Origin of the sequence: Bacillus sp. FSL R5-0560, from assembly GCF_037966305.1 — a bacterium.
GTDB classification, from domain to species: domain Bacteria; phylum Bacillota; class Bacilli; order Bacillales; family Bacillaceae; genus Bacillus; species Bacillus mojavensis.
In genome coordinates, this window is record NZ_CP150195.1 from 2,217,251 (window position 1) to 2,240,278 (window position 23,028).

25 protein-coding genes and 5 pseudogenes are annotated in these 23,028 nt (G+C 36.2%); 12 read left to right on the plus strand and 18 right to left on the minus strand.

The features are described 5' to 3' along the window. Positions 1 to 10: 10 nt before the first annotated feature. From NST56_RS11555 to NST56_RS11565, 3 genes are all read right to left on the minus strand, one after another. The gene (locus tag NST56_RS11555) at positions 11 to 1,402 is read right to left on the minus strand and encodes an MFS transporter (RefSeq protein ID WP_168748015.1); all 1,392 of its coding nucleotides are present in this window, start codon (positions 1,400 to 1,402) and stop codon (positions 11 to 13) included. 645 nt (positions 1,403 to 2,047) lie between these two features. Beyond that, a complete protein-coding gene (locus NST56_RS11560; RefSeq protein WP_339176801.1) occupies positions 2,048 to 2,311 on the minus strand; it encodes a permease in 264 nt (87 codons plus the stop codon). A gap of 354 nt (positions 2,312 to 2,665) precedes the next feature. Next, the gene (locus NST56_RS11565) at positions 2,666 to 2,809 is read right to left on the minus strand and encodes a hypothetical protein (RefSeq protein ID WP_339176803.1); all 144 of its coding nucleotides are present in this window, start codon (positions 2,807 to 2,809) and stop codon (positions 2,666 to 2,668) included. Positions 2,810 to 2,880: 71 nt separating this feature from the next. Between NST56_RS11565 and NST56_RS11570 the strand changes: the two genes are divergently transcribed. Then, positions 2,881 to 3,111: a membrane protein gene (locus NST56_RS11570; protein WP_026014719.1), complete on the plus strand. Its 231-nt coding sequence runs from the start codon at positions 2,881 to 2,883 to the stop codon at positions 3,109 to 3,111. A gap of 12 nt (positions 3,112 to 3,123) precedes the next feature. Here NST56_RS11570 and NST56_RS11575 read toward each other — a convergent pair whose 3' ends face one another. From NST56_RS11575 to NST56_RS11585, 3 genes are all read right to left on the minus strand, one after another. Then, a complete protein-coding gene (locus NST56_RS11575; protein ID WP_339176805.1) occupies positions 3,124 to 3,519 on the minus strand; it encodes a UPF0715 family protein in 396 nt (131 codons plus the stop codon). A gap of 82 nt (positions 3,520 to 3,601) precedes the next feature. Continuing rightward, complete coding sequence (locus tag NST56_RS11580; protein WP_326333434.1) at positions 3,602 to 3,877, minus strand: hypothetical protein; 276 nt, start codon at positions 3,875 to 3,877, stop codon at positions 3,602 to 3,604. 474 nt (positions 3,878 to 4,351) lie between these two features. Further along, complete coding sequence (locus NST56_RS11585) at positions 4,352 to 4,972, minus strand: lytic polysaccharide monooxygenase (protein ID WP_326332554.1); 621 nt, start codon at positions 4,970 to 4,972, stop codon at positions 4,352 to 4,354. 313 nt (positions 4,973 to 5,285) lie between these two features. Here NST56_RS11585 and NST56_RS11590 point away from each other — a divergent pair, with 313 nt between their 5' ends. Beyond that, entirely contained in the window at positions 5,286 to 5,789 is a 504-nt protein-coding gene (locus NST56_RS11590; RefSeq protein WP_168748017.1) for a DinB family protein, read from the plus strand. Positions 5,790 to 5,971: 182 nt separating this feature from the next. Then, positions 5,972 to 6,211, plus strand: a complete 240-nt coding sequence (locus NST56_RS11595; protein WP_326192254.1) for a hypothetical protein — start codon at positions 5,972 to 5,974, stop codon at positions 6,209 to 6,211. A 793-nt stretch (positions 6,212 to 7,004) separates the two neighbouring features. On the opposite strand, the gene NST56_RS11600 is transcribed toward NST56_RS11595, so the two are convergent. Beyond that, positions 7,005 to 7,646, minus strand: a complete 642-nt coding sequence (locus NST56_RS11600) for a glycoside hydrolase family 11 protein (RefSeq protein ID WP_010334513.1) — start codon at positions 7,644 to 7,646, stop codon at positions 7,005 to 7,007. Between the two features lie 425 nt (positions 7,647 to 8,071). On the opposite strand from NST56_RS11600, the gene NST56_RS11605 reads away from it, so the two are divergent. Together NST56_RS11605 and NST56_RS11610 are read left to right on the plus strand one after the other, a co-directional pair. Next, positions 8,072 to 8,446, plus strand: coding sequence for a YoqO family protein (locus NST56_RS11605; RefSeq protein WP_168748018.1), 375 nt, complete (start codon positions 8,072 to 8,074; stop codon positions 8,444 to 8,446). Beyond that, the gene (locus NST56_RS11610) at positions 8,430 to 8,765 is read left to right on the plus strand and encodes an LCI fold-containing protein (protein WP_339176807.1); all 336 of its coding nucleotides are present in this window, start codon (positions 8,430 to 8,432) and stop codon (positions 8,763 to 8,765) included. Before NST56_RS11605 ends, NST56_RS11610 begins: the two co-directional genes overlap by 17 nt. 143 nt (positions 8,766 to 8,908) lie before the next feature. Here NST56_RS11610 and NST56_RS11615 read toward each other — a convergent pair. Together NST56_RS11615 and NST56_RS11620 are read right to left on the minus strand one after the other, a co-directional pair. Then, positions 8,909 to 9,034 (minus strand): annotated as a pseudogene (locus NST56_RS11615) (hypothetical protein); the annotation flags it as partial. Between the two features lie 50 nt (positions 9,035 to 9,084). Further along, positions 9,085 to 9,537 (minus strand): hypothetical protein, encoded by a 453-nt coding sequence (locus NST56_RS11620; protein ID WP_010334515.1) that lies wholly within the window; start codon positions 9,535 to 9,537, stop codon positions 9,085 to 9,087. A 374-nt stretch (positions 9,538 to 9,911) separates the two neighbouring features. Here NST56_RS11620 and NST56_RS11625 point away from each other — a divergent pair, with 374 nt between their 5' ends. The 4 genes and pseudogenes from NST56_RS11625 to NST56_RS11640 all read left to right on the plus strand — a co-directional run. Beyond that, the gene (locus NST56_RS11625) at positions 9,912 to 9,992 is read left to right on the plus strand and encodes a hypothetical protein (RefSeq protein ID WP_229147583.1); all 81 of its coding nucleotides are present in this window, start codon (positions 9,912 to 9,914) and stop codon (positions 9,990 to 9,992) included. Between the two features lie 73 nt (positions 9,993 to 10,065). After that, positions 10,066 to 10,182: pseudogene (locus tag NST56_RS11630) on the plus strand (aspartate phosphatase); the annotation flags it as partial. Continuing rightward, on the plus strand, positions 10,136 to 10,348 hold the full coding sequence (locus tag NST56_RS11635) for an aspartate phosphatase (RefSeq protein ID WP_339182191.1): 213 nt from the start codon (positions 10,136 to 10,138) through the stop codon (positions 10,346 to 10,348). The pseudogene NST56_RS11630 and the gene NST56_RS11635, both read left to right, overlap by 47 nt. A 114-nt stretch (positions 10,349 to 10,462) precedes the next feature. After that, a pseudogene (locus NST56_RS11640) lies at positions 10,463 to 11,269 on the plus strand (acyltransferase family protein); the annotation flags it as partial. A 225-nt stretch (positions 11,270 to 11,494) separates the two neighbouring features. Here NST56_RS11640 and NST56_RS11645 read toward each other — a convergent pair. After that, positions 11,495 to 12,007: a GNAT family protein gene (locus NST56_RS11645; RefSeq protein WP_010334533.1), complete on the minus strand. Its 513-nt coding sequence runs from the start codon at positions 12,005 to 12,007 to the stop codon at positions 11,495 to 11,497. A 283-nt stretch (positions 12,008 to 12,290) separates the two neighbouring features. On the opposite strand from NST56_RS11645, the gene rapK reads away from it, so the two are divergent. Continuing rightward, positions 12,291 to 13,406, plus strand: a complete 1,116-nt coding sequence (rapK, locus tag NST56_RS11650; protein ID WP_339176810.1) for a response regulator aspartate phosphatase RapK — start codon at positions 12,291 to 12,293, stop codon at positions 13,404 to 13,406. Further along, on the plus strand, positions 13,403 to 13,525 hold the full coding sequence (gene phrK, locus NST56_RS11655; protein WP_004399440.1) for a phosphatase RapK inhibitor PhrK: 123 nt from the start codon (positions 13,403 to 13,405) through the stop codon (positions 13,523 to 13,525). Before rapK ends, phrK begins: the two co-directional genes overlap by 4 nt. Positions 13,526 to 13,551: 26 nt before the next feature. On the opposite strand, the pseudogene NST56_RS11660 reads toward phrK, so the two are convergent. From NST56_RS11660 to NST56_RS11675, 4 genes and pseudogenes are all read right to left on the minus strand, one after another. Further along, a pseudogene (locus tag NST56_RS11660) lies at positions 13,552 to 14,827 on the minus strand (UV damage repair protein UvrX). Then, positions 14,820 to 15,116 (minus strand): annotated as a pseudogene (locus tag NST56_RS11665) (YolD-like family protein). The pseudogenes NST56_RS11660 and NST56_RS11665 overlap by 8 nt, the downstream one beginning before the upstream one ends. A 428-nt stretch (positions 15,117 to 15,544) precedes the next feature. Beyond that, complete coding sequence (gene ppsA, locus NST56_RS11670; RefSeq protein ID WP_339176812.1) at positions 15,545 to 18,139, minus strand: phosphoenolpyruvate synthase; 2,595 nt, start codon at positions 18,137 to 18,139, stop codon at positions 15,545 to 15,547. A 271-nt stretch (positions 18,140 to 18,410) separates the two neighbouring features. Further along, a complete protein-coding gene (locus NST56_RS11675; protein ID WP_339176813.1) occupies positions 18,411 to 18,773 on the minus strand; it encodes a hypothetical protein in 363 nt (120 codons plus the stop codon). Positions 18,774 to 19,112: 339 nt separating this feature from the next. On the opposite strand from NST56_RS11675, the gene NST56_RS11680 reads away from it, so the two are divergent. Beyond that, complete coding sequence (locus NST56_RS11680) at positions 19,113 to 19,193, plus strand: putative holin-like toxin (RefSeq protein WP_229147581.1); 81 nt, start codon at positions 19,113 to 19,115, stop codon at positions 19,191 to 19,193. A gap of 289 nt (positions 19,194 to 19,482) precedes the next feature. On the opposite strand, the gene NST56_RS11685 is transcribed toward NST56_RS11680, so the two are convergent. The 4 genes from NST56_RS11685 to NST56_RS11700 form a co-directional block, all read right to left on the minus strand. After that, positions 19,483 to 19,944, minus strand: a complete 462-nt coding sequence (locus tag NST56_RS11685) for a YrhA family protein (RefSeq protein ID WP_268449763.1) — start codon at positions 19,942 to 19,944, stop codon at positions 19,483 to 19,485. Positions 19,945 to 20,048: 104 nt separating this feature from the next. Further along, complete coding sequence (locus NST56_RS11690; protein ID WP_339176815.1) at positions 20,049 to 20,612, minus strand: SMI1/KNR4 family protein; 564 nt, start codon at positions 20,610 to 20,612, stop codon at positions 20,049 to 20,051. Position 20,613: 1 nt separating this feature from the next. Then, positions 20,614 to 22,368: a T7SS effector LXG polymorphic toxin gene (locus tag NST56_RS11695; RefSeq protein WP_339176817.1), complete on the minus strand. Its 1,755-nt coding sequence runs from the start codon at positions 22,366 to 22,368 to the stop codon at positions 20,614 to 20,616. Between the two features lie 99 nt (positions 22,369 to 22,467). Then, positions 22,468 to 23,025, minus strand: a complete 558-nt coding sequence (locus NST56_RS11700; protein ID WP_339176819.1) for an SMI1/KNR4 family protein — start codon at positions 23,023 to 23,025, stop codon at positions 22,468 to 22,470. Between the last annotated feature and the right edge of the window lie 3 nt (positions 23,026 to 23,028).

A 23,028-nucleotide genomic window follows, 5' to 3' on the forward strand; every position in this document is an offset into this window, starting at 1 on the left:
ATTTTCTTATTTAAGCCTTGAATTCCTCGATATTATCCAAATAAACTTTATCTCTATTCTCTAATTCTCGTACCATTTTTTTGTATTTCTCTTCATCTAAATTATAGAAATTAATATCAATCATGGCTAGAACCAGCAAGAATACTGGAATGATAGTTGCTGTAATTAAAATTCCCGTTAATGCCTCCGGGGTTTGTGTTTGATTTGCCACGTATCCAAACTTATCTAGAACCAATCCAGGAACAATCCCTCCCAATGCCATACCGAATTTAAAGAAAAATCCGATAATAGCATAAATGAGCCCACCCATTCTTTTCCCAGTCCTATACTCTCCATATTCTATTGTTTCAGGAATGAGCGCCCACATATATCCCCCGGCGGTGATACTTCCAGCAGCAGCAATTAATCGAAAGAAGAGGATAAGATATACATTACTTGACGGAACAAATAGTAAAGCTAAGAGGCCGATAATATTCAGTAATAATGCATAGTTTAGTAGTTTTTTCTTTCCCAATAATTGGTGAAGCCTTGGAATAAACGGTAAAATGACCAAAGCAGGCAAACTTCCAATCAAACCGTACCACTTCACTAAATCCTCTCTTCCTAAGTTATATGTCACGTAATAGATGCCAACTGAATTACTTATTGAATTCACTCCAAAAATAATAATAAAGAAAATGCTTAATACAACAAGTGGACGATTCACATGAAATTGCTCAAATATATCCGATAATTTAATTTTCTCCTCAGACTTTTGAAGAGTGACACGCTCTTTTGTGCTTTTAAAACAAAAGATTAAAAGGCACCCGCCTATCATTCCCAAAATACCCATGGTTAGCTGCCAGCCAAGAGATTCGTTGCCGGAAGTATCGCTTAAATAAGCAGCCAATAAGGGAACAAAAAATGCAACGACAAGTCCCCCAAGATTTGCAAATAACATACGAACAGATGTTATACTAACAACTTCTTGATTATTTCTGGTCATTGCAGAAGTTAACGCGCCATATGGAACGTTTATGGTTGTGTATGTAAGCGACAAGCCAACATAGGTAACATAGGCATATATTAATTTCCCCATATCTGAGAAATCTGGAGTTGTAAAACAGAGTATTGCAAGTACTACAAATGGGAAAGCTCCAAATAAAAGATACGGTCGAAAGCGTCCAAATTTGCTATTTGTTCTGTCTACTATTGTTCCAATAAAAGGATCAGCGAGAGCGTCAATGATTCTAACCACTAAGAACATGGTGCCGGCTGCTGCAGCCGATAAACCAAATACATCGGTGTAGAAGAACAAAAGATAAGTAGACACCGTTGCATAAATTAAATTACATGCAAAATCTCCAGAAGCATAACCAACTTTTTCAGTCATGCTAATCTTCCTTAAATTTTCACTGATCATGACTTTTCCTCCCTTTTCGATCCTTAAATAAGGAACAGTATGAAATGGTTTAAAAATTTCTCAATCACATCGGCCGGAAAGTGTTTTATTAAAGCGCTTTCAAAAAAAAAAAAAAAAAACAAAGTGGTTTAATTTCAAAGAGCATTTTTCATCGTACAAAATGGTCTGTATCAGCAAGCAATAAATCATTTTTTCGTAATATCTCGTATACTGGGAAAGAATTTAAAGATTCACTCTTTCGTGTTATATATTGTTTAGCTCCAATTGGATCGAGCCTCTCATTCCCCCCCTTTATACTTAGTTTTCTTATGAAACTAAACAAGCACCCTTCATTAGTTTGTTGATTGGACAAACTAACTTGACTTCATATTATATAATCCTATTCACTTTTTCAATGCTTTTTCAGAAAATTTAAATCACCCTGCAGCAAATGTTGATGATCGCCTTCTTTTTTTTATACACTCAGTTTCTCAAATATCCTGATGATTCTCTTCAAAAAAACCTGACAAAGTAATGATCGTACCTCATACCATTTTGTTTAATATCTAAAAAGCCTGTAAAATTTTGAATCTAAACCTTACTTTGAATAAAAATATTATTTTATTCCTGCAATTTTCCATGGTAGTCCTAAAAAAAGCAGTCTATTCAGATCTGCTCCTTTACGTTCTCTTTTTTAAACTTTTTGTTTAGCTTGAAACTAATGAAGACATTGATAATCGCAGCTGGAACATATAAAATTCCTGATCCCATTATTCCTAACGCAGTACTTGAACCTACTATAAAAGCCTGTATTTCTCTATTTCTTGACTTCAAACTAAGTAACACTAGAATACCCGCTAATACCCCTATAAACCGAGCAATGCCTGGAATAAAGAAATCGGTTAGGATTCCAAATATTTGTCCAATCATTGATAACACAATTCCCATAAAACTGGATAACACAACTAATATTTTGATGGCTTTTCACCCCTTTTTAAATCCGTTTCCATTATTAAACCGCTTTTGATATAGGTCTACAAGTATAGCAGCCCACTCTACAAATCCTCTCAGCTGCTATGCTTTTTGACTCACCATCCTCTTTCCACTCTATTCCAATACCAAATAAATACTCCTTACCCTCAACAAAGGCGATTAGATTTATTCAAAAGCCTCTGTAAAGAGCGGTGTATTCTTACTTGAATGCCGGAGATGTGGAATGGAAAAGAGCATTTAACTTAATACTCTTTAAGAATCTCACAGTCCATTTCCGTAAACTTATATTATTTACTTTTCCTGTTTAAGTTCTTTCTTTTTATTCCTTTTGTAACCTGCATAAGAGCCGCCAAAAATAGCTATAAACATGGCAATCCAAATAAAAATGTTCAAGTTAACCCCCCCCAATTTTAAATAAAACACTTCTTTTATCATGACCCCTTTGCCTCTCCCACTAAAAGCTCATATCGTGTTATGGTTTAATAAAACTTCCTAGGAGTGGTTCTTTGCTTAAAGCTTCAAAAATTTTGATCTCATGTGTAGCTTTAATCCTATGCGTGTATTCTTTATATCATCAAAGTGCATTCCTCTTGTTTTCTCTCCAAGTATTGGTTGCACTTCTCTTTGTTTTAATGGGAGTGGAGACACTTTCAAAGAAACAAATAAGGTCTGCGTATTTGTTGTTCGGATCAGCGGCTTTTATACTTGTTGTGAACGTTGTGAAATACATGATTTAAATTGTAGATAAACTACTTCTGCAGGCATATGGAATCCCAGAACCAATAAATTAACGCAGCAGCAATGCTCATTATGTAATAATGTAAGCTCCTGAACACTGTAAGAGCACTAGGCGGATAATCAATAAACCAGAACACGAACACAGCTAGAAGAGCTACTGCAGTATAAATTAAAAAATAGATCAAACTGAACTTTCTGGGATTTCTTCTTAGTAATAATTGTAAAGGAAAAGCAAATATTAAGTAAGTGATAAAAGAGTAGAATGCAATGATACCTATTGTGATTAATGCGATCGCCATAAAATCTGAATAAACAAAGATATACAAGCCAAAGACTAGACCATATGACAAACTTGAGAATACCAGCGTATAAACATAACTGTTTAACGTCTTTTGATTGAGGCTCAATTCAGCACCCCCTACCATGTATCCTTTTTAACCGTGATTGAATTGTTCAACATCTTCATTGATTTTCACGTCATATTAAAAATTAGACTCCGAATAACAAAGTTCCACCTATAAACCAAAAGAAAGGGAATAGAAACAAAACTGAATTTAAGATGATTCCCCATATAGCCCACCGTTTATTTGTCTTTATTGAAACTAATGCCATCATTATCCCTATAGGTGAGAGTAATAAAGGGAACAATACCGGCATTCCTTGCCACGCCATTGATATAATCCCAGTCAAAAAATTAAGTATTAATATAGCTGAAATAATTGGAAAAGCAAATGAAAATATGACTGCAGCTTTTTTAAAATTCATATTAAAATAAATCTCCGTTCTCTTTAAAATCGTAGTTTTATTAAGGACGTCATTGGCTCTGTGCTATTGCTTCAAACATCAGGGTCATTAATAATTTCAATAGTTGCTTCAGATAACAATGAAATTAATATTGAGCAAACAACTATTAAAGTTTAAAAAAGATCGGCAGATGCATGAACATCTAACCGATCGGCAATAGTATAGCTTCCTCTAAGTAGCTTCACAGTATATGATTCTGAAACTTCCACACTCAAACACTCTGTGTCCTCCCGGTTCGTTACAGTTTCCTTCGTTGATACAGTAAAGCTGGTGATGGCTTATCGGATATACTCATCGCTTTTACCGGTATAGTCATAACTATTGGCAGCTATTAAAACCTCAGCGGTAAACACTGTGCCAGATGCGGTGGAAATTTTCTGATGAAGCCTCATATTCTTGTCCATTGGGGTTAAGTTTGATCGTTGGAGGTTAATATCATTGCATTAGGTTTACATCAATTACATTATAAAAGGCATTAGAGGTATCCGCAACGTCCCACACCCCTAGAATGACATGATAACCACTGCGATCAGTTGGTACATAAATTTTATGAGAAAGATTAGTATCTGCCTTTGAACCATCGTGATCTACTGTTCCAATTAATTCAAACTCATCTCTTGTTAATGGTTTGTTTGGATTCCAATCTTTCTTGGTTATATAATAGTGCCACTTTGATGTAGCGTGAGGAGCAGTATATTGCCAAGTAAAGGTGTTTAGTCCTCCATGCATGTTTTGTTTTACCCAATGATCTGCAGTCTGCCTGTCTAGCCCAAAGTCAATTTGACCAGAGCCTCCATTTGCAGATGCAATTTTTCCATCTGGTGGACCCGCGGATGGAAAACCTTTTGGGCCTTCTACCGATTGAGGACTATCAACTACAGAACCATATTTTTGTGTAGCTGCCGTCCAACCAATTATTTGTTTTTCTAAGGACCCCATGTACGCTCTACTGGCAGGTTCTTTTATATACCCATGTGCAGATACATCACCTGCAAATAAAGTAACACCAACACCTAGAACAGCAGTTAGAACAGCGCCTTTGATAAAACCCTTCATTACCAACTCATTCCTCCCTTTGCTGTAACGTTTTTCTCTTTCCTGATATAATAATTCATTATATGTCAGGTAATCTCCTTCTTTATTTTTGATGGCAAGCACTCTTCAATCTCTGCTTTGGCAACTCCAAAACACATATCATATGCAGCATCATTTAACCATGCGGCTCGATATATGTGTTCTGTATATTCTTATAGTGATTCACCAATTTATTACTTGAATCATTCTTGTCTAAAGTTTTGTTCTTTTTACCTAAACGGGCAGGTATAATGAAACTGTAAAAAGAAAACAAAAAATCTTAAGGAGGATTTTTGTGTTTCAAACCTTAGACCATTTTTTGAAATCATGGGAGTTCGAAGCCGATGCTACACAGAAACTGCTAAATAGTCTAACTGATGAATCACTTAAACAAGAAATCACTTCACAAAATTGGACTTTAGGCCGTATTGCTTGGCATACTGTTGCAGCCATTCGCATCATTACCTCAAATACAGACTTAACATTTCATGCCCCTGCTGATGATTACCCTGTTCCTACTTCGGCTCAGTTTATAGCAGACAGCTATCATCAAGCCAGTAATGCATTTGTACAGGCATTAAAAACCCAATGGACTGATCATACACTTCAAGAACGTATCAACTTTATTGGTCAACAATTGCCAAATGGTTCACTTTTGATGTTTTTGATTCAACATCAAAATCACCACCGAGGACAAATGACTGTTCTTATGAGACAGGCAGGATTAACTGTTCCTGGTATTTATGGTCCAGCAAAAGAGGAATGGACAACATTTGGTTTGGAACCCCCGCAAATGTAAGCAAACTTTTTTATAAAGAAGTTAACCCATTACAATATATAAAAGCATGTGTTGATCATTTTTTTCAAAACATGCTCTTTTCTTTTGTTCACATTAGAAATAATGTCTGGCATTTTTTTAATCTCTTTTTAAATTGTGTTGATACACATTAAAATGGGTAAAAATTCATTAAGGTGATTTCTTTGAATAATGATCAAAAAGGTACTCATTACTCTTCATTTATTTTTTCAACGATAATGGTGTTGTTGGTCGCAATATTTCCTCCATACACTTCTTGGTTTGTGACTGTCTTCTTTTTGGGCTTTGCACTTATATATACTTTCCAAAAACATAAAGCAAGGTCGTCAAAAGCAATTTCTTATATTTCATATTTCTTGTTCATCGTTGCGTTGGTTTACACATTAGTAAATATATCATTTTAAGCCTCCCAGAAAGGGAGGGTTTTTGTTTAAACTCTATTCAGCGACCTTTGGGTCACCTCTATCTGTAATGAGAAAGCTATCAGATCCAGCAAAATACGATGACCAATGCAAACCCTAGTGCCTGACAAGATACTTCATATCACCCTTAATATGAGAGTCTTTCTTATTCTTAATTATATTGTAATAGGGTTTTAAGCCTCCTTGGATACTGAATTTATTACAGTATTCATTGGCATATACCAACTTACCATTTCTACCTGCAATTTATCGTTTTTGAATTGTGAGGAGGTTGCTTCTGTCCACTCTTTTTAAGTTAACTCATTTTTGCCGATATAAAAGCTCGATAACTTTTTATAAAAGTTAGACTTTTTGTTCTTAACAGTCCCATCTTTAACGAGGATAACGTTTTGAGGATCTGGTTCAACTACCGAGATATTTTTAATTTGCTTAAGGCTTATATTTGATGAAGAAGGATTATATGAAGGTGTCTGTTGAGAGCAAGAGAAAAAAATTGAAAGCATTCTCAATTTAATACTATTCCATTAAACTTATAGGGAAAGTTATAAAACCTGATGGAGAATACCCTACCAGCAATGCCAAGGCCGTTCGCCTAGTAGAAAACGACCTTTAACCATTATTAACGATTTTAATAATCATTTACCATGCCCGAGGCATATATTAGAATTCCAACTAAAAGACTGTCGCCTCTTAGTAACTCACAATCACAATGATTATAAAACTTCTCAAGGAACGATCAGCAGCCCGTTAGCTACCCCGGATTAAAGATGATCTGTTACCACACTGTTACGTTAGAACTTCCACTACTTCGATATCCCTCTGTCGCTAAGACTTGGTAAGACCAATTACTACCCAGATTCATCCCATATCTCTTCCATGCGTTAACGTGATTGCTGAAAGTGATTGTAGCGTTGCTTCCAGTTGGTCTCTTCGACTGGCGAACACTCCAGTACTGCGTAAAAGTAGTTTTATCGCCATCAATGGAAGGTGCATCATAACGTGTAGTTGTGTACACGTCATATGTACCCCCATCACTGTAAACCGTACCTTTATACGTTCCAGTAGGTCTATAAGTACCCCATGAATCCACTACATAATATTCTATGAGAGGGGATCGCGTCCAACCATATAAAGTCAAATATGCATTGCCGTTCGGCGCCCAAACTCCGGCATTATAGTTTATCGTCCTAAATGGCGAACCTGTAGTCCAACCTTTACCAACAACGAAATTTCCGGTATTAGACCAATTCACACTGTAATTCCCGCCAGACCCATTGACAGCGTTTACTGTTCCGCCCCCATCAGTCCAATTTTGCCAGTAGTCTGTGTTAGCTGCAGAGGCATTTGCCGAAAACAAGCTCATACTCATCAAAGCTGCCGTTAACCCAACTAAGAATTTCTTTGTAAACTTAAACATATGTTACCTCCTATAATATTTTTTCTGACTTTGACATGAGGTAGCACTCGTATCTATTTAAAACATCCTTAATTACTACCCCAAAGCTTCTGATCGTTCCCTTCAATATAATACCATGAATTTATGAGTGAATATTACAAATATTTGTAATTTAATTACAAGGGCCCAAAAATTACATTATAAGTAATCTTGTTTCACCATAACCTAATCCTTTTTTCGTAGAATCGCAATTCTTGTTTCTAAATCTGATGGAGTCTTTATTAATGAAAGCAGCCATATGAATGCCATATAAAAGAGAGTTCATTTTTCAGCTCCTTGAAATCTAAATAACATCACGATTTTAAGTTAAGTTTAAAGAGTATCATCTTGAGAAACTCCCCTTTAATTGGTAAGCTGACACATAGATCATAAAAGCAGGTGATATCTTGAATAAAAGAATCGGAATAATTGGATTAATTGTTTCCTTAATTGTTCAAGGGTTCTCAGCAAGTGATTCGTTGACTCATGAAATTGCTATGGTTTCTCTATTTGTATTCTTAATGATTTATAATTTCGAACATGCTAAGGATTTCTCTAAAAAGTCTCTAATAGCATTAGGAGCAATCTTTATAACTCTAATGCTAGGTATATATCAGCTCCTTTCCTTGACCGGTGATTACTTTGATAGCCACAATGTCAATATTGGACTTATCATCTTACTTGAGATCGCTTTGATCATTGTATTGGTATCTATTGCAGTGAATTTAATGAAGCTTATTGCGAATCGGTTAAGGAAAACACCTCATGGTAAAGAGTTTTAACTCTTTGCCTTGTGGTCTCTTATGTATGAAATCAAATGTAATATCAAATTTCTCATTTCTATTTCCTCTGTTTCTCGCTGCGCAACCCAAAAAACTTGTTTCAGCATTTCCAGCCTTCGCTGCAAGTACGAGCCCGGATCAGGGAATTGCAAATGTTACAAATGATGATTTTAAAGCCCAAGCTATCACATGGGATTTACCTAGCACTACAGGTATTTTTGCCAACACATTTGAAAAAGACGGAATCCGCTGGTATTTAAAAGGATTACAAAAGTCTCAGAAGGACATTGGATTGGCCATTACGAAGGTGTACGAATAAAAAGATTGCAATTGGGGGCTTCTAGCTCCCTTTTTTAACCTCAAGAACTTCTTCTCGAGTATGATTGAAATATTTGTGCCTAGAACCTTAAGTTTATTCGTACAACAACGCCCCCTCACCATTTGGCTAAAAACAGATCGTCCCCCCTTTGATAAGTGCACCCAAAAAGCTTCCTCTGGTTCATCCCTATAGTCATAAATTGCGACTACCTTTTTATTTGATTCTCCGCTTATCGGTTTCTCTTTAGACAAAATAATCGATTTAATCATAAACTTCAATCCAATCCAAGTTTGACCACGTTTGTGCCTTCAAGTAACTTCTAATCACAAGATTGAATATTATTCGTTAACACACTTGGTCCCAACTGTTGAGTTCTAGAATTAGTTAGACGAACTTGAACTTTAACATTCTTCATTTCGGCTGTAATTAAGTCAAACCTTCCCGCCCAACTAGGGCTCTCTTCCTCAGGAGTAGGATAAAGTTTAAACCGCCAACTAATCTCACCTGGTATAGTAGCAAATCCTTCGTAACTGTCGTAATTTCCAAAAGAAGAAGGAGCAGGAAGATGGACAGCAAGAATGCTTATATTGGTTCTGGCAGCACTCGGCGGGTTCAATTGCACCTTATAGATTAATGCTACACCTTTAGCATTTTTAAGATTTTTATTTACCGGCTCCAGTATTACACTGCAAGGCATTGGACTCGCGTTTGTTTGAAGGGGATAGGCAACAATCATACTTAATAAGGATAAAACTAAAATAAATTGTTTCATTGAAAGTTCCTCACAATTTTTTCGTTAATTTTCCTGATTTCTGGATTGATTATTCATATGTATATGATTAATACTTCATTTTTTTTATCCCTTCAGAAAAATGCTCTTCCTAAATTATTGTTTCTCCCTTTGCACAAGTATTTAAATTTCCTTAACTTCCTCTGTTCAAGTGAACATCATGTTTATGTTTTATAAAGCATCAAAAATCCTTATGTTTACTACTTTTTCAGCTCTTTTTAAATTTTTATGATAAGCCTGTTAATCGTAGAGGAAATATGATTTGACTGTATATGGTGACGATTTGACAGAGAAATTTAATGCCCTTCTAACTGTTTTAACCAATGGATCATATTGTTGGCCCAACTACTCAAGGAATGTCTGATAGTGAACAGGCATTGGAATATGATTCACCAAAAAAAAACCCCCTATCCATCTCTTGTTTTTCCGTTTTTTAAGATAATATTAATCTTCCTTATTCATTTAAATATGATAAAATATTACATATTTAGATATTTCATATAGGAGGGAGATGCAGCGAAGTATTACAATGAAAAAGGAGACCATAAAGTGGCTGTTGCTTATTATGAGAAAGTGCTTTATGCCCGTAAACAAATTCAGAGATGGGATTGTCTTTATGAAACTTAAGCATGCATCTGTCTTTATTTTAGCCATTGTTTTAATTGGATTTGTAAGCATTTATTTAACTAACACTCAAAAAGATGTCCAAGAAGCACGCAGAGGACATACAGCCAGTATTGGTTTTACTGATGGTCATTCGTATGAAATTGCAAGCAGAGGACATACTTCTTAATATGTTTTTCTTATACCCCCTCCAAAATGTTCTTTTTTCTAAGCGCATTTTTTCTTTTTCGCTTCTTATGAGAGATCCAAACTTAAAGGAAATCATGTAACCAATTTTTTTTGGAGCCGAATCATTAGAATTGCACCCGCTATATACACCTATGCTATAGTCTCCACAATACTGTTAATTGTTCTAGGTGCCCTCTCACTTACATTATTCACTACTAAAGAGTACTGGATATGGCTTCTTAGCAATCTTGTGCTATACCCTCAATACTTCCCTGACATATTCCATCACATTGGCACAGGTCGCCTTAACGATTCACTTTGGACAATTCCTGTTCAGATTAGCTTTTATCTGGTGCTACCAGCTATATATTGGTTTTATAAACGTTTCGGATTCAAGAAAATGATTCTTTGCTCTTTTGCTGTTTCCACTTTCAGTGTGTTGATTTCTTTTTTAACTTTGAAGTTATTGCCTGGCAGTGTAATCGGTAAGCTGTACTTACATACTTTCCTGCCGCAGATGTTTTATTTCACTTTGGGTATCTTCTGGGCAAAGGCATGGAGTAAGTCACCGAAGCGTATTATTTTATTTTTATTGTCTGTTACTTTATTTTTATTCTTTAAAATCGACCTTCTACATCTCAGCTCACTAAACAGTACACTATGGAGCTTTTTATGGTTTATTCCTCTGAGTTATGCGATCGTCTGGTTCGGCTACAATGGGCCAAAGATATTGTGGCAGCTAAACCGGTTAGACGACATCAGTATGGGAATTTTCATATGGCACATGGTGATTATCAACATTTTCTTATACACTGGAATTGATAAATCACTCTCTGACTATCCACTAATCCTAATTCTAATCGCTGTCACTGCTGCTGTAGCTTTTCTTTCATACAGAATAGTGGAAAAACCCGCTCTTTAATTACGTAGTATTAAGACAAACAAACCAGTAAAACTAAAGATTGCGAGCTAATGGCAAAGGGCTGTTCTTATGTAGGCAGCCCGAATTCCATTCCGAGTTTGCATAAGAGGGCTAATTTATCTCGAGAGATTCCAAAACAAATGACCCCCACAGAAATCTTAAACCTTTTTTGAAGTAAAGTTTTTCTTACTGCTCCATCAGCAATACTTAAAAATCCTTAATCGTTCATTTCCACTCTTCCTCTAAAATAGCATAGTAATATTCATCCCACCATTCATTGCCTCGTGGAATACATCTTTTGAAAAAGCCTTCTCTTCTCATTCCGATTTTCTCCATAACTCGGTATGAGGGAATATTCTCAGGTTGACAAGTAGCTATAATCCTATGTAAATTCATTTCTTTAAATCCATATTCCAAGATCGCTTGTGCGGCTTCAGAAGCATATCCTCTATTTTGATAATTCGGATTAAACACCCACCCAATTTCATATGTATGTTCACCAAAATACTTATAAAAAACAATATGCCCTATAAGGAAATCTTCATCTATTAGTATTACAGGAAATTTTTCAGCGTTATCACCCTTGTTTTTATTTACAAATTCTTTTGCATCTTCTTCAGTAAAAGTCCCTTCTGGTATATACTTCATAACATTAATATCTGATGTATAATCATATACAGCTTTCCAATCTTTGAATTTAAATTCACGTATTAATAACCTTTTTGTTGTTATATGCATAAAGGAACTCCCCTCAAAATACTTAAACTTAGTCTTTATTTCGATAAAAAGACATCAATAACCTCTTAAACACTACCCTTATTCACAAACAACTCAGGAAATTCTGATAGGGAACAAGCAATAGAATACGATTCACCGAGATAAAACCCCTACCCTTCTTTTAATTGAGGAGGGTATTTAAATGAAAAATCGCCAAAAACTTTACACCCTTTTACATTTTTTTCAATGATTATGTTATGATTGTTTTCTAGAGTTTTTGAAATATTCAGAAAGAGGGGTTTGAATGAGTAAGATTGCTGCAGAAGTTGTCGCTACTACACTGAATGACTGGTACATTGCTATAAAAAAACAAAAGGTAGATGAATCAATTAAATATTATTCAGAGATAAAAAAACTTTTTGATGATATGGAAGAAGATCAAGAAGTTCTCGCGTATTATAGTCTATTAGAAGAAAGACATAAAATGTTGCTGCATTCCTCACGAGGAGAACCTTTGCAAAAGCACACCTATTTTACTGAAGACAATCAAAACTTCATTAAAAAAACAAATGATAAATTAGAATACAACTTTTATTTATTTGAAGCAATGTATGAGGCATACAACAAAAACTATGATCGAGCAATTAACTTATATGGATTAGCTGAGAAAAAGCTTGCAGAAATTCCGGATGAAATTGAAGCAGCTGAATTTTACTCTAAAGTCTCTTACTTATACACTCTTGTTAAACAAAGCATTGTGGCACAACACTATATAAAAAATGCAATTTCAATATATAAGCGACACCCTGATTATAAATGCAAACTAGCTACATCAACAATGATTGCAGCTGCAAACTATGCTGATATGAAACGCTTTGAGGAAGCAGAAAAATATTATTTAGAAGCAATTGATATTGCAAAAGAAACAAAAGATGAATTTTTAAAAGCTCAATTATTTCACAATCTTAGTATCGTTTATTCTGATTGGAACAAACCTGATAAATGCATTGAATCTCTTGAAAAAGCAATAGGATATGAATCTTGGTTACATTCAATTTATTATATAAATTCTTTATTCATGATGATTAAAGAACTCTTTAAAATTGACGAAAAAATGAAAGCCATTAATTTTTACAATAAAGCACAGGAAAGACTCATATTAATGGAGAATAAAGTATACGAAGCCAAAATTAGCATCTTATATAACCTTTATTGTGGGGAATTAAAAAATAATTTTAATAATTGTAATAGTAATATTGAGTTTTTAAAACAACAAAATGAACTTGAAAGTGTAGATGAATTGTCCTACATCGCTGCAAAAAGGTTTGAATCAATAGGTGCTTTTGAAGAAGCAACAAGCTTTTTCAATGCGAAAATTTGGGCTGAACAGAAAATGAACCAGGTGGAGGGAATCTTATGAAAAAACTTGTGCTTTGCGTATCTATTTTAGCTGTAATTTTAAGTGGGGTAGCTTTAACGCAATTAAGTACAGATTCACCATCTAACATCCAGGTAGCTGAAAGGCCTGTCGGAGGTTAAAAAAAGGTTGATTCATTAATCTAGCCCTACTCATACTTTGAGTGGGCTTTTATTTTATGATTTATGTCCCCAGTAAGCCCAGCTCTATGAAGCGCTGTCCCTGCGGGTGTGTAAGAGACTGCTCTTAGTATCGCATTCGATCCGTATTTGCTTCTAATTCCATCCATAACGAACCCAAGCTTTCTTCTCTTCTCGTTATCCACTTCAAATAAACTCAACTGCTGATGTACATCATCCTCAATATTTGAAAGTGTGACTGAGATACTTCGCACAGTCTTACCCGAGTAAAACGTATGAAAAAGCATCAAGCAGCATCTATAAATATCCATCGTGATATTTGTGGGAAGATCAATTGTTTTGGATCGATGGAATTCACCACCAAGCTCATCCTTGCTGTATCCAATTCCCAGGCTGATTGTTCGGCCAACTTTATTATGGGTACGTGCCCTTCTTGCGACTTCCTCACAAATCTCTAACAGAACAGCCTTAATCTCTTCTCTCCTTGTATAATCCCTCAGTAAAATCTGACTCTTACCGAAACTAATTTGACCCTGCATCAACGGAGCACCTATTTCAGATAAATCGATTCCATGAGCATGATAATACAACTGGTTCCCCATTATTCCAAATCTCTTCTCAAGTAGCTCTAAGGGAAACTTGGCTAACTGACCTACAGTTGATATTCCCATCCGATTTAGGTTTCTTTCCATCCTCACTCTTATCCCCCACATTTTAGACAACGGGTGAACCTTCCAGAGTTTATTTGGCACATCTTCATATCTCAAACGTGCAATACCGCTCTTTGTTTTCTTACTCTCCAGATCAAGCGCAAGCTTACTAAGCAACATATTGTCCCCGATGCCTACTGTGCACATTAGGCCAAATTCACTCCACATGCTCCTTTGAATTGCATTGGCCATTTCTTCAGGATCTTCTTTTCCTGCATCTAAAAAAGATTCATCAATTGAATACGTATGGACACATTTCAGGAACAAATCTGTAAAACAGCTTTGTAATCTCAGCCGAAACTCTGATGAAAAGCTTCATTTGCGGATTTACAATGTGTATTCTTGGATCTTCAGGTATCTCAAATAGTCTCGATCCTATTTTGATTCCAAAATCTTTTTTAAGTGCAGGAGATGCAGCTAATACTATACTTCCCTGTTTCTCCGTATTCCCTACAACGGCAAGATAGCATGTTAAAGGATTAAGCCCCATTGTTACAGCCGATACAGAAGCATAAAAGGATTTCATATCGACACAAAGTATATTCTTACGTGGAAATTGTGAGTAATTAATCATTGTATGTAACTCCTATGATGTCATTCATGTGGATATAAACTGTATTGTCGTTCTGGTCTTTTACGTGAAGCTTTTGTTCCTCAAAATTAATGTAATGGACTCTGCCGGTAACATTTTCAACGAATCCATTGTTAAAGAGTTTGAATTTCAACTTCTTTATTAAATTCAAGTGCTTCAGAGACGAGAATATCCATCTCTTCAATTTGTTGGTTATCTAAGGATGGTTTTTCAATTTTTGATACATCAATCAAATCTTGTTTAAGCTTGTTAAATGTTCTGGAAGCATCATTGATGTTCATTTGATTGTTCCTCGGTCTCTAAGCATATCGACTCACTCCTTTATTGATCTAATATCAACAGAACAAACGTTCTTCATTCAAAATGAACCAGAACAATCGTTCGATGTAAATGTTGGTAATTAAAATCTTCATTTAAAGGTGTTCCGCCAACAAAATGCGGATTTCGCATGCCAAGTATTTTTCACATAAAAAAACCGGATTCCCACTCCATGGGGTTCCGGCTTTGCTTATATTAAAGTAATGTTTTTACATTTCGTGTATATTTCATTGATTCTCTGATCTTGTCGAAAATAGCTAAGACCTCAATGTGTGTAGCAAACCATCAATATTCATCATTCACTAAGTATCGTTATCGCTGCTCAAGAAGATAAAAGAATAACCGTCCACTTTGACAGTGATTTGTAATTTGATTTAAGCATTACAATATTTCAATGTATCCTTCTGTTCCATTCACGCGAATTCGTTGCCCGTCTTTGATTAGTCTGGTTGCGTTTTCCACTCCGACAACTGCCGGCAAGCCATATTCACGCGCGATAACCGATCCATGGGTCATCAGTCCCCCAACTTCGGTGACTAGACCTTTTATGGATACAAATAATGGTGTCCAGCCAGGGTCGGTAAAGGAGGTGACTAATATATCTCCGTCTTCCAGATCGGCATTTTCCATGTTTAAAATGACACGCGCTCTTCCTTCTATCACTCCGGAAGAAACAGGTAGACCTACAATCGCATTAGCCGGCAAATTTTCTCGCTTGTACTCACCGGATAATATTTCACCATCAGACGTGAAAACGCGCGGAGGGGTTAGTTTTTCGAAAAATTTGTAATCCTCTTTTCGTTTGTTGATGATCTGATCACCAAGTTTGTTTGCGCGTACGACTTCGTGAAGTTCTTCAAAAGTGAGATAGTACACATCTTCTTTGTCATGGATAACGCCAGCTTGAACGAGTCGCTCAGCTTCTTTCAGTAAAGCCTGCTTATAAACGAAGAAACGGCTAACATAACCGTATTTGGGATACTCTCTATACCCAATGAAATTCCGAATGAGGTCAATCATTCGTTTGGTTTCTTTAGCCTTTTGTTCACCATCTGGCAATTGCTTCAATCGACCTATTAACTCTTGTTCTTTTTCTAAAGCTTCTTGGCGGCCTTGCTCAAATTTTCGATTGCCTGCATTAGGCTCAAAGTTTTTGATGTTACCAAGAATCATCGGGACAAGTGTAATTGGTTTTTCACTCCAACGAGCTTTCGTAATATCGATTTCTCCGGCACATCGCATCCCGTATTTGCTTAGATAATCACAGATAGCGTCTTTGGTTTCCCTTCCTCCATCAAACTTAACCAATTCATCCAGAAAGTTATCTTCTTTTGCATGCTGCAAATAATCAATCACTTCTGGATATGGGCGAATCACATCCGCGACATCCATCAGCGCCAGACCCATTTCCGACGTAATATTACCCGGTACAGATTGAGAAAGCGTATCAGCTGCGTTTGTTTCGCCTAACCACGTGTTCATGTTTTCATTGATCCATGCTGAGGCATTCATCGCAGCCATAAAAACAGCCGAACTTTGCGGGTCAAATAAAATCTTCTTTAATTCCTGGATATCTTCCAGAATAAAATCAAACAAATCCGATCCCGATTTCGTTAGAATGTTTTGTTTTAACTCTTTTATTGATGCTTGACTACGCTTAATCAAATCAGAAACGATTGTCGGATCGTTCTCGAATTGTGCCAGCATATCTGTATGACTTCTGCCCAAAATCGGTGCCGTTTGATCATTTGGTAACAATTTAATAAAATCTCGCTCTATTATGGTCATAAGTGCGCCTTTTATAAGCGGATCGGATTCCATGGTATTTAATAAATTTTTTCGGCCGACAGGTGTAGCCAGCCTAGGTGCAACATCTACAAACAACCTTCCACCGGCTTTATGCATAGGCGCAGGAGTAATTAACAGGTAAAAAGACAATCCAAGAGGTTTTATGGGATCTGTCATCATTTGTTGATGACCAACAGATACATAGACGTGATTATCTTGATCAATCGCTTCAGGGATCGGGTATAAAGTAGTGATCGGCCGACTCTGAACAATATAAAACGTATCATCAGCCAAACACCATTCGATATCTTGCGGCTGGCCGAAATGAGCTTCGATCTCCCTTCCAATGTGTTCCAGCTGTAGAATTTGCCCGTCAGTGAGTGTTTGAGACATCTGCCGATCAGGTTCAATCTGCTTAGTCTCTGTTCCGCCTTCTTCCCTTCCATAGATAGCTAATTTTTTGGTTGCGATCCTCTTCTCAACGATTTCCTCTTCCCGCACTTTATAACAATCTGCAGATACGAAGCCAGAAACCAGTGCTTCACCAAGTCCAAAACCGGCATCGATGGATAACACCTTTCGGTTAGAGGTAATCGGATCAGCGGTAAATAAAACCCCCGAAGCCTGAGGGAAAACCATCCTTTGAACGATAACGGATAAATAAACTTGTTTGTGGTCGAATCCATTTTGCATGCGGTAGATTACCGCTCGTTCTGTAAATAGGGAAGCCCAGCATTTGCTGATATGCTGCAAGATCGCTTCTTTGCCGATAATATTTAGATAGGTATCTTGTTGACCTGCAAAAGAAGCATGTGGTAGATCTTCAGCAGTCGCACTCGAACGCACGGCATAGGCATGTTCCTCGCCAAACTGGGAGAGATAGTGAGCAACTGCTTTCACAACATCGGAAGGAATTTCTACTTCCATAATGATTTGTCGAATTTTCCTGCTGATTTTACCAATTTGATCTCGATCCTCAACTTTTAACACGGCCAATTGATCCAACAACACTTGTAACGTTAAGTTTTGTTCGATAGCTTTTTGATATCCTACTGTTGTGACACAAAATCCTTCTGGTACTTGTATACCTTGAATTTTTGATAATTCACCTACATTTAACCCTTTTCCTCCAACAAGCAAATGCTGTGTTTTTTCAATTTCGTGAAAACCAAGAACCAAAGAACTCATTCTACATCTCCCCTTCAAAAATAAAAATTGACAAGAGCTTTACAGCATGATATAATGAAAATATAAGATGGATAACTATAACTTTTATTAATAAAGCGCACGTAGCATGATTATATCACCGTGTCTATTTTTGTGCAATATAAAAAGAACCTGGGCAATTTCACCAGGTTCTTTTTTAATTTCCCGCTACCATTAGCCACATTAAAAAACAGGGTTTCCTCCAATCTTGTTTGTTTATGTAACGCACCCGATTCTGGAACAATTAACTGTCTTATATAAGACGGTTCTCTAAAGATTCGATTGCCAGTTTTAGTGCAGTTAAGCGACGCTCGTTTAATGTTTTTTGAGAACTGCCTTCTTTTGCTTTTGCTATTTGTTTTTCTATAGAAGAAATGATATCTTGTAGAACTTCTTTAGAGGTCAATATGATTTCTTGTTCATAACAAAAATAGTCGCCATTCCAAGTACCTTTTAGGCTTTCCAAACCAATTTTTACGGCGTTTAGTCTCTTTTTGACAAGAGTTGTGTTTGAACCTTTTTCTGTCGCGCTTTTATAAGCATTTGAAAGTTTACTAAAAGTTGACTCCAAGGATGTAATGGATAAATCTTGGATTTCTTGACTAACAGTCTTCATATACAATCCTCACTTTTCGTTTTTAATAATCCTACAGTTATTAAATTTCTATTCAGTAATATAGACCGATTGCTGAAAACAACAAATCAACACTTTTTAACAATCCTACTCAATAGTTGAATTAGGGCTGCACATTGAATTTTGCGAGTCGCAAACTACCATATGTGTCTGTCATTTCAAATATAAATGATGTTGATAGAAATTCTTTCACATGCTCGTTGTCAGTATATTGTTAATTTTTAACAACAAGGGGATTTATGTATAATATAATATTTCCTGTACACTAAGTTTGCTCACTGAAGGGAGTCTTACTCATCCCCTAACAAAGGGGGTGATGCTATGTCAACATTCCAGGCATTAATGATGCTTGCATTCGGGTCGTTTATAATTGCCCTGTTGACGTATATAAATAAAAAATAGACCTCCCTTGAGCCTCAGAACCTGAAGGGATAGGTCTACCAAGAAACCACATCGAGCAAGCCCCTTGACGGGCAGCTTTTTGTACAAAACCGGGGTGCGCCAACACCCTAGTCTTTTTTATTTTATGCACTTCCATTAAGCACATGCAAAAAATAATTATATTATCTTTCCCTAATTATAACCAGACGGCAATGTTATTTGCAATACAATTGCTTTATGGATAAAACCATTATTTTATTGAATTGGATGCTTATTTCTGCAAAATCTCATACAATTGCAATACTTTTTCTTAGTCGTCTAAACTAACTTTCAATGCATCAGCTAGCATGGCGTTAAAATCATCAAATTTGTTCATAGGCGTTCCAGAGGGTTTATCAAGCTCTAGGTACTCATTTTCAATTACATCTAAGCAATACCAGGCTGTATCTGAGTCACCAAAAAACAGATATTTTTTCTGCTCATCATTTTCGTGCCAAAGTTCATTTGTTTCAAGAAAGCCGTAAACCTCTTCATCTTTTTCTTCTTCCAATAAATCATTGTCGATCCCGTTAATCACTATACCATTGTAGTCTAATCCGTTTACACTTTGAAGGAATTCCTTATAACCTGTTGGAATCTCCTTTATTGGAAACTTGCCTACAACCTCCGCTTCAAATTTATTGATTTCTTTTTCTGTGGCGGGAGAGTTCGGTTCATCTCCATACTTTGCTTTTCTTTTTCGAATTTCTCCTAATAAATTATTTACCGACATAAAACTGCCCCCTTTTATCTCGGCTAAATTCTAATCCACCCTTGTACTTTAATAAAAAAGCTCTCCTATCGAGAGCTTAAACATTATCTTTGCAATACTTTTGCTTAACTGTTTAGTAAATCATCATCTAATTCCATGAAAAGAATACCGTCATCTTCTTTCTCTGAATCCTCTTCAACTGATAAGCTTTGAATAAAGTCTTCAAATGTATCAGCAATCAGAAAGGTGTCTTTTACTCCATTCGTCAACTCATGATCCCAGAAATAAACCTTTCCTGTTCCTTCCCCTTTTATACCAAGGCATATTTGGTTTCCACCATCAGCATCAGCTATTGGTATTATCCAATCAGGCATTTGATCATCGTATGTATCAGTAAGAGCTGCAATATTAAAGTCGTCATCGTCCAAGCCAAACCCATAGAATATACCTAATCTAGGTTTGTTATCATCTGCCCATGGGTTTTTCTCAAGTACTGGGAAAACAACATTGTCTGCCAGTATATTACTACCCCCGTAGTACAGTACAAATTGCTTAAATAGATCATCTATTGCGACCCCTAAGTCTTTTTCAAATTTCTCAATTGCTTCGCTACTTTTTTTATGAGAACCTTCTCCATAGTACTTAAGCTCAAATTGCTTCATTTTATTATTGATATCTTGAAAGCTCATATTAATAACCTCTCCTTAAGTCCGATGCAGACCCTATATGCGGTACATTCTTATGTAGTGCAGTTGGGATCAACTGAATAGTTTTGTTGTCTAGGTGGTGTGGAGTAAGCTTTGCAGTATATTTCAACCAATCTTCAGCTTCGGCCTGTGTTTTAAAACCTTTCATTTTTTTGATACGTTTATAAACTTTAGCGAAGTCAGAGTTTTCTCCAGTTAGTTCGCCCTTTTTAAACTTAATTGTTCCCTTAGACCAAGGTGTAAAAATTGGCCTATTGTCTTTAAATACTATAGGCTCTCCTTTAGTTACTGCATTTACTTCTGGTTTATCAGAGTACCATTTACTGTTACCTGGAGTACCTTCCCAGCGCCCTTTAGTTCTCGGCAATCTGGTTCTTGGATTTGCAGATTGAATTAATTGGAGTAGCCTATTTTTTAAACTTTCTCCGTTTACTACATTGTATGGCACGCCCCCTGCCATGGCAAGGTCGTACTTAGGATTATAAGGCAGAAAATCTGGAATCTTGACGTCATTAATTTTCTTCCCTGCCTGACTTGCTTTGTTTATGACCTTACCCGCTGCATCTGCTTTATTAATGGCTCCTGCACCTTTGGTTCCAAAAACAGCTACAGCCACTGAACCAACAGCATAGGTAACCCATCTTGATCTAGAATAGGCATCTCCATTCACCATATCTTTTTGATACGACTCTTCTATTGCTGCTGAAACAGCATCATATGTTTTGACCGGATGAAGAACTGCATTGCCCAGTGCTGACAATGTTTCTCCTGGATCGGTGATGAAATCCCATATGCCGGTTACAGTGTCTTTTCCAACATCGTATAAACCAACTCCTACACCTTTTACGATATCCCAGGTGATTTCTCCTGCTCCTTCTAGTTGCTTCGCTTGTTCAATTTGCACTGCAAGCTGAACTTGAGCCGGCTCGAGATTCTCGTAGCCTACTTTCTTAGCAATCTCTAAATACTCATCAGGATCAGATACACCATCATTAAGTTTTCTCTTTAATTCTTTAATTTCACGTTCTTTAGCTTCTTCTTTCTTCACGTTTAAATAAGCTTCAGAATGCTTCTCAATATCGCCTTTTTTCTTATGTATGTCACTTTCTCTATACGCTTTGGCGTTATAGTGAATTGGTGTGGCGTTCTTCCCTTTACCTGTTGACTCCTGCAACTTTTTAAAATCTTGCTGAATAAATTGTTCGTTTGGCTCAGTCTCAGCGTACTCAGTTTTTAAATCCTCATCAAGTTTGTTTAGCTTATCGATTGTTTTTTCACGTTTGTTATCTGCAGAAGAAAGTTTGTCTTTGAAGTCTTCTGTTGAGAATATCTCAAGGGGGAGAATATCATTGATGTCGTTTAAAATATCTTTCATTGCTTTCTTTTGTTCAGACATAATGGATTTTGATTTTGTGTATGCATTGACAAGTTCATGTTCTAGAAAGGTTTCTTCTATGTAAGCATCAGATATCTTAGCATCTTCAAGTTTTGCAGAAATGCTGCTTAAGAAAGCAATTTTCATATCGATAAGATCAATCCATTGGTCTGTTACGCCGATCTGATCATAAAAAAATGCTTTAATGTTGTCAGCACCCTTACCTGAAAACTCGCTATCATCTAGGTCGGCTACGTCTTTAAACGCTTTTCTGAGCTTCACCATTTGTGACCTTAGTTCCTTATACTCTTTGGTTCTTTTATCCGCTTCAAAGAGTAATGAATCAGCCTCAAATACCTTCATATCATTCTCCTTCCTAGCCCCACTCTATGTAAATTTTACCACAATCATATATTTGAATAACAGAAAAAGACAGCCAAAATGACTGTCTTATACATCACACTATCTTGTTCTATAATAATTTTCTGCGGTATAGTAGCGCCAATCCCAAAAAGGTTCCCCATTAGCCAATATATACCGGTCTAAAAATATTTCAAAGTTTAAATTTAATGGATTATATTCTAAACCACTTTCAAATATATAGAGATAGTTAGGATCACCTTGTTTAATTTTATCTTTATCGATCATTAAATGGCATTCTTCCAATAAGTAGCCAATTGGGATACCATTGATACCTTCAAACAAATCCTCATAGTTTAGTTCCTCTTCAATCTCTTCAAGGCTAAATAGCTGAAGTCCTCCACCTATATTCTCCCCATCAGCAAGAATCTCAAAAATTTTCGCACCGTTATGTAGTGTGATGAACTTCTGATAATCCTCTGGAAGGGTAATCTGGTGTTTAGTTTCAAAACTTTGAATCTCATTAAGGGTTGCTTTGTCCGAGGAAAAAGTAACAAGGCATTCCATGGTATCTCCTTCAGAACAAAACAATTTAATGGCTCCTTTTTCATCTAAGAGACTTTTCAAACCATTTACAGTCATATGAACAAAGTTAGTCATATA

Coding starts and splice junctions, on each gene's coding strand:
- phrK (WP_004399440.1), top strand. CDS start 13,403: ATGAAAAAACTTGTGCTTTGCGTATCTATTTTAGCTGTAATTTTAAGT.
- NST56_RS11690 (WP_339176815.1), bottom strand. CDS start 20,612: ATGAGCTTTCAAGATATCAATAATAAAATGAAGCAATTTGAGCTTAAG.
- NST56_RS11695 (WP_339176817.1), bottom strand. CDS start 22,368: ATGAAGGTATTTGAGGCTGATTCATTACTCTTTGAAGCGGATAAAAGA.
- ppsA (WP_339176812.1), bottom strand. CDS start 18,139: ATGAGTTCTTTGGTTCTTGGTTTTCACGAAATTGAAAAAACACAGCAT.
- NST56_RS11685 (WP_268449763.1), bottom strand. CDS start 19,944: ATGTCGGTAAATAATTTATTAGGAGAAATTCGAAAAAGAAAAGCAAAG.
- NST56_RS11585 (WP_326332554.1), bottom strand. CDS start 4,972: ATGAAGGGTTTTATCAAAGGCGCTGTTCTAACTGCTGTTCTAGGTGTT.
- NST56_RS11555 (WP_168748015.1), bottom strand. CDS start 1,402: ATGATCAGTGAAAATTTAAGGAAGATTAGCATGACTGAAAAAGTTGGT.
- rapK (WP_339176810.1), top strand. CDS start 12,291: ATGAGTAAGATTGCTGCAGAAGTTGTCGCTACTACACTGAATGACTGG.
- NST56_RS11700 (WP_339176819.1), bottom strand. CDS start 23,025: ATGACTAACTTTGTTCATATGACTGTAAATGGTTTGAAAAGTCTCTTA.
- NST56_RS11560 (WP_339176801.1), bottom strand. CDS start 2,311: ATGATTGGACAAATATTTGGAATCCTAACCGATTTCTTTATTCCAGGC.
- NST56_RS11645 (WP_010334533.1), bottom strand. CDS start 12,007: ATGCATATAACAACAAAAAGGTTATTAATACGTGAATTTAAATTCAAA.
- NST56_RS11565 (WP_339176803.1), bottom strand. CDS start 2,809: ATGATAAAAGAAGTGTTTTATTTAAAATTGGGGGGGGTTAACTTGAAC.
- NST56_RS11580 (WP_326333434.1), bottom strand. CDS start 3,877: ATGAATTTTAAAAAAGCTGCAGTCATATTTTCATTTGCTTTTCCAATT.
- NST56_RS11635 (WP_339182191.1), top strand. CDS start 10,136: ATGCCCGTAAACAAATTCAGAGATGGGATTGTCTTTATGAAACTTAAG.
- NST56_RS11680 (WP_229147581.1), top strand. CDS start 19,113: ATGTCAACATTCCAGGCATTAATGATGCTTGCATTCGGGTCGTTTATA.
- NST56_RS11625 (WP_229147583.1), top strand. CDS start 9,912: ATGTCTGATAGTGAACAGGCATTGGAATATGATTCACCAAAAAAAAAC.
- NST56_RS11610 (WP_339176807.1), top strand. CDS start 8,430: ATGGTAAAGAGTTTTAACTCTTTGCCTTGTGGTCTCTTATGTATGAAA.
- NST56_RS11675 (WP_339176813.1), bottom strand. CDS start 18,773: ATGAAGACTGTTAGTCAAGAAATCCAAGATTTATCCATTACATCCTTG.
- NST56_RS11620 (WP_010334515.1), bottom strand. CDS start 9,537: ATGAAACAATTTATTTTAGTTTTATCCTTATTAAGTATGATTGTTGCC.
- NST56_RS11600 (WP_010334513.1), bottom strand. CDS start 7,646: ATGTTTAAGTTTACAAAGAAATTCTTAGTTGGGTTAACGGCAGCTTTG.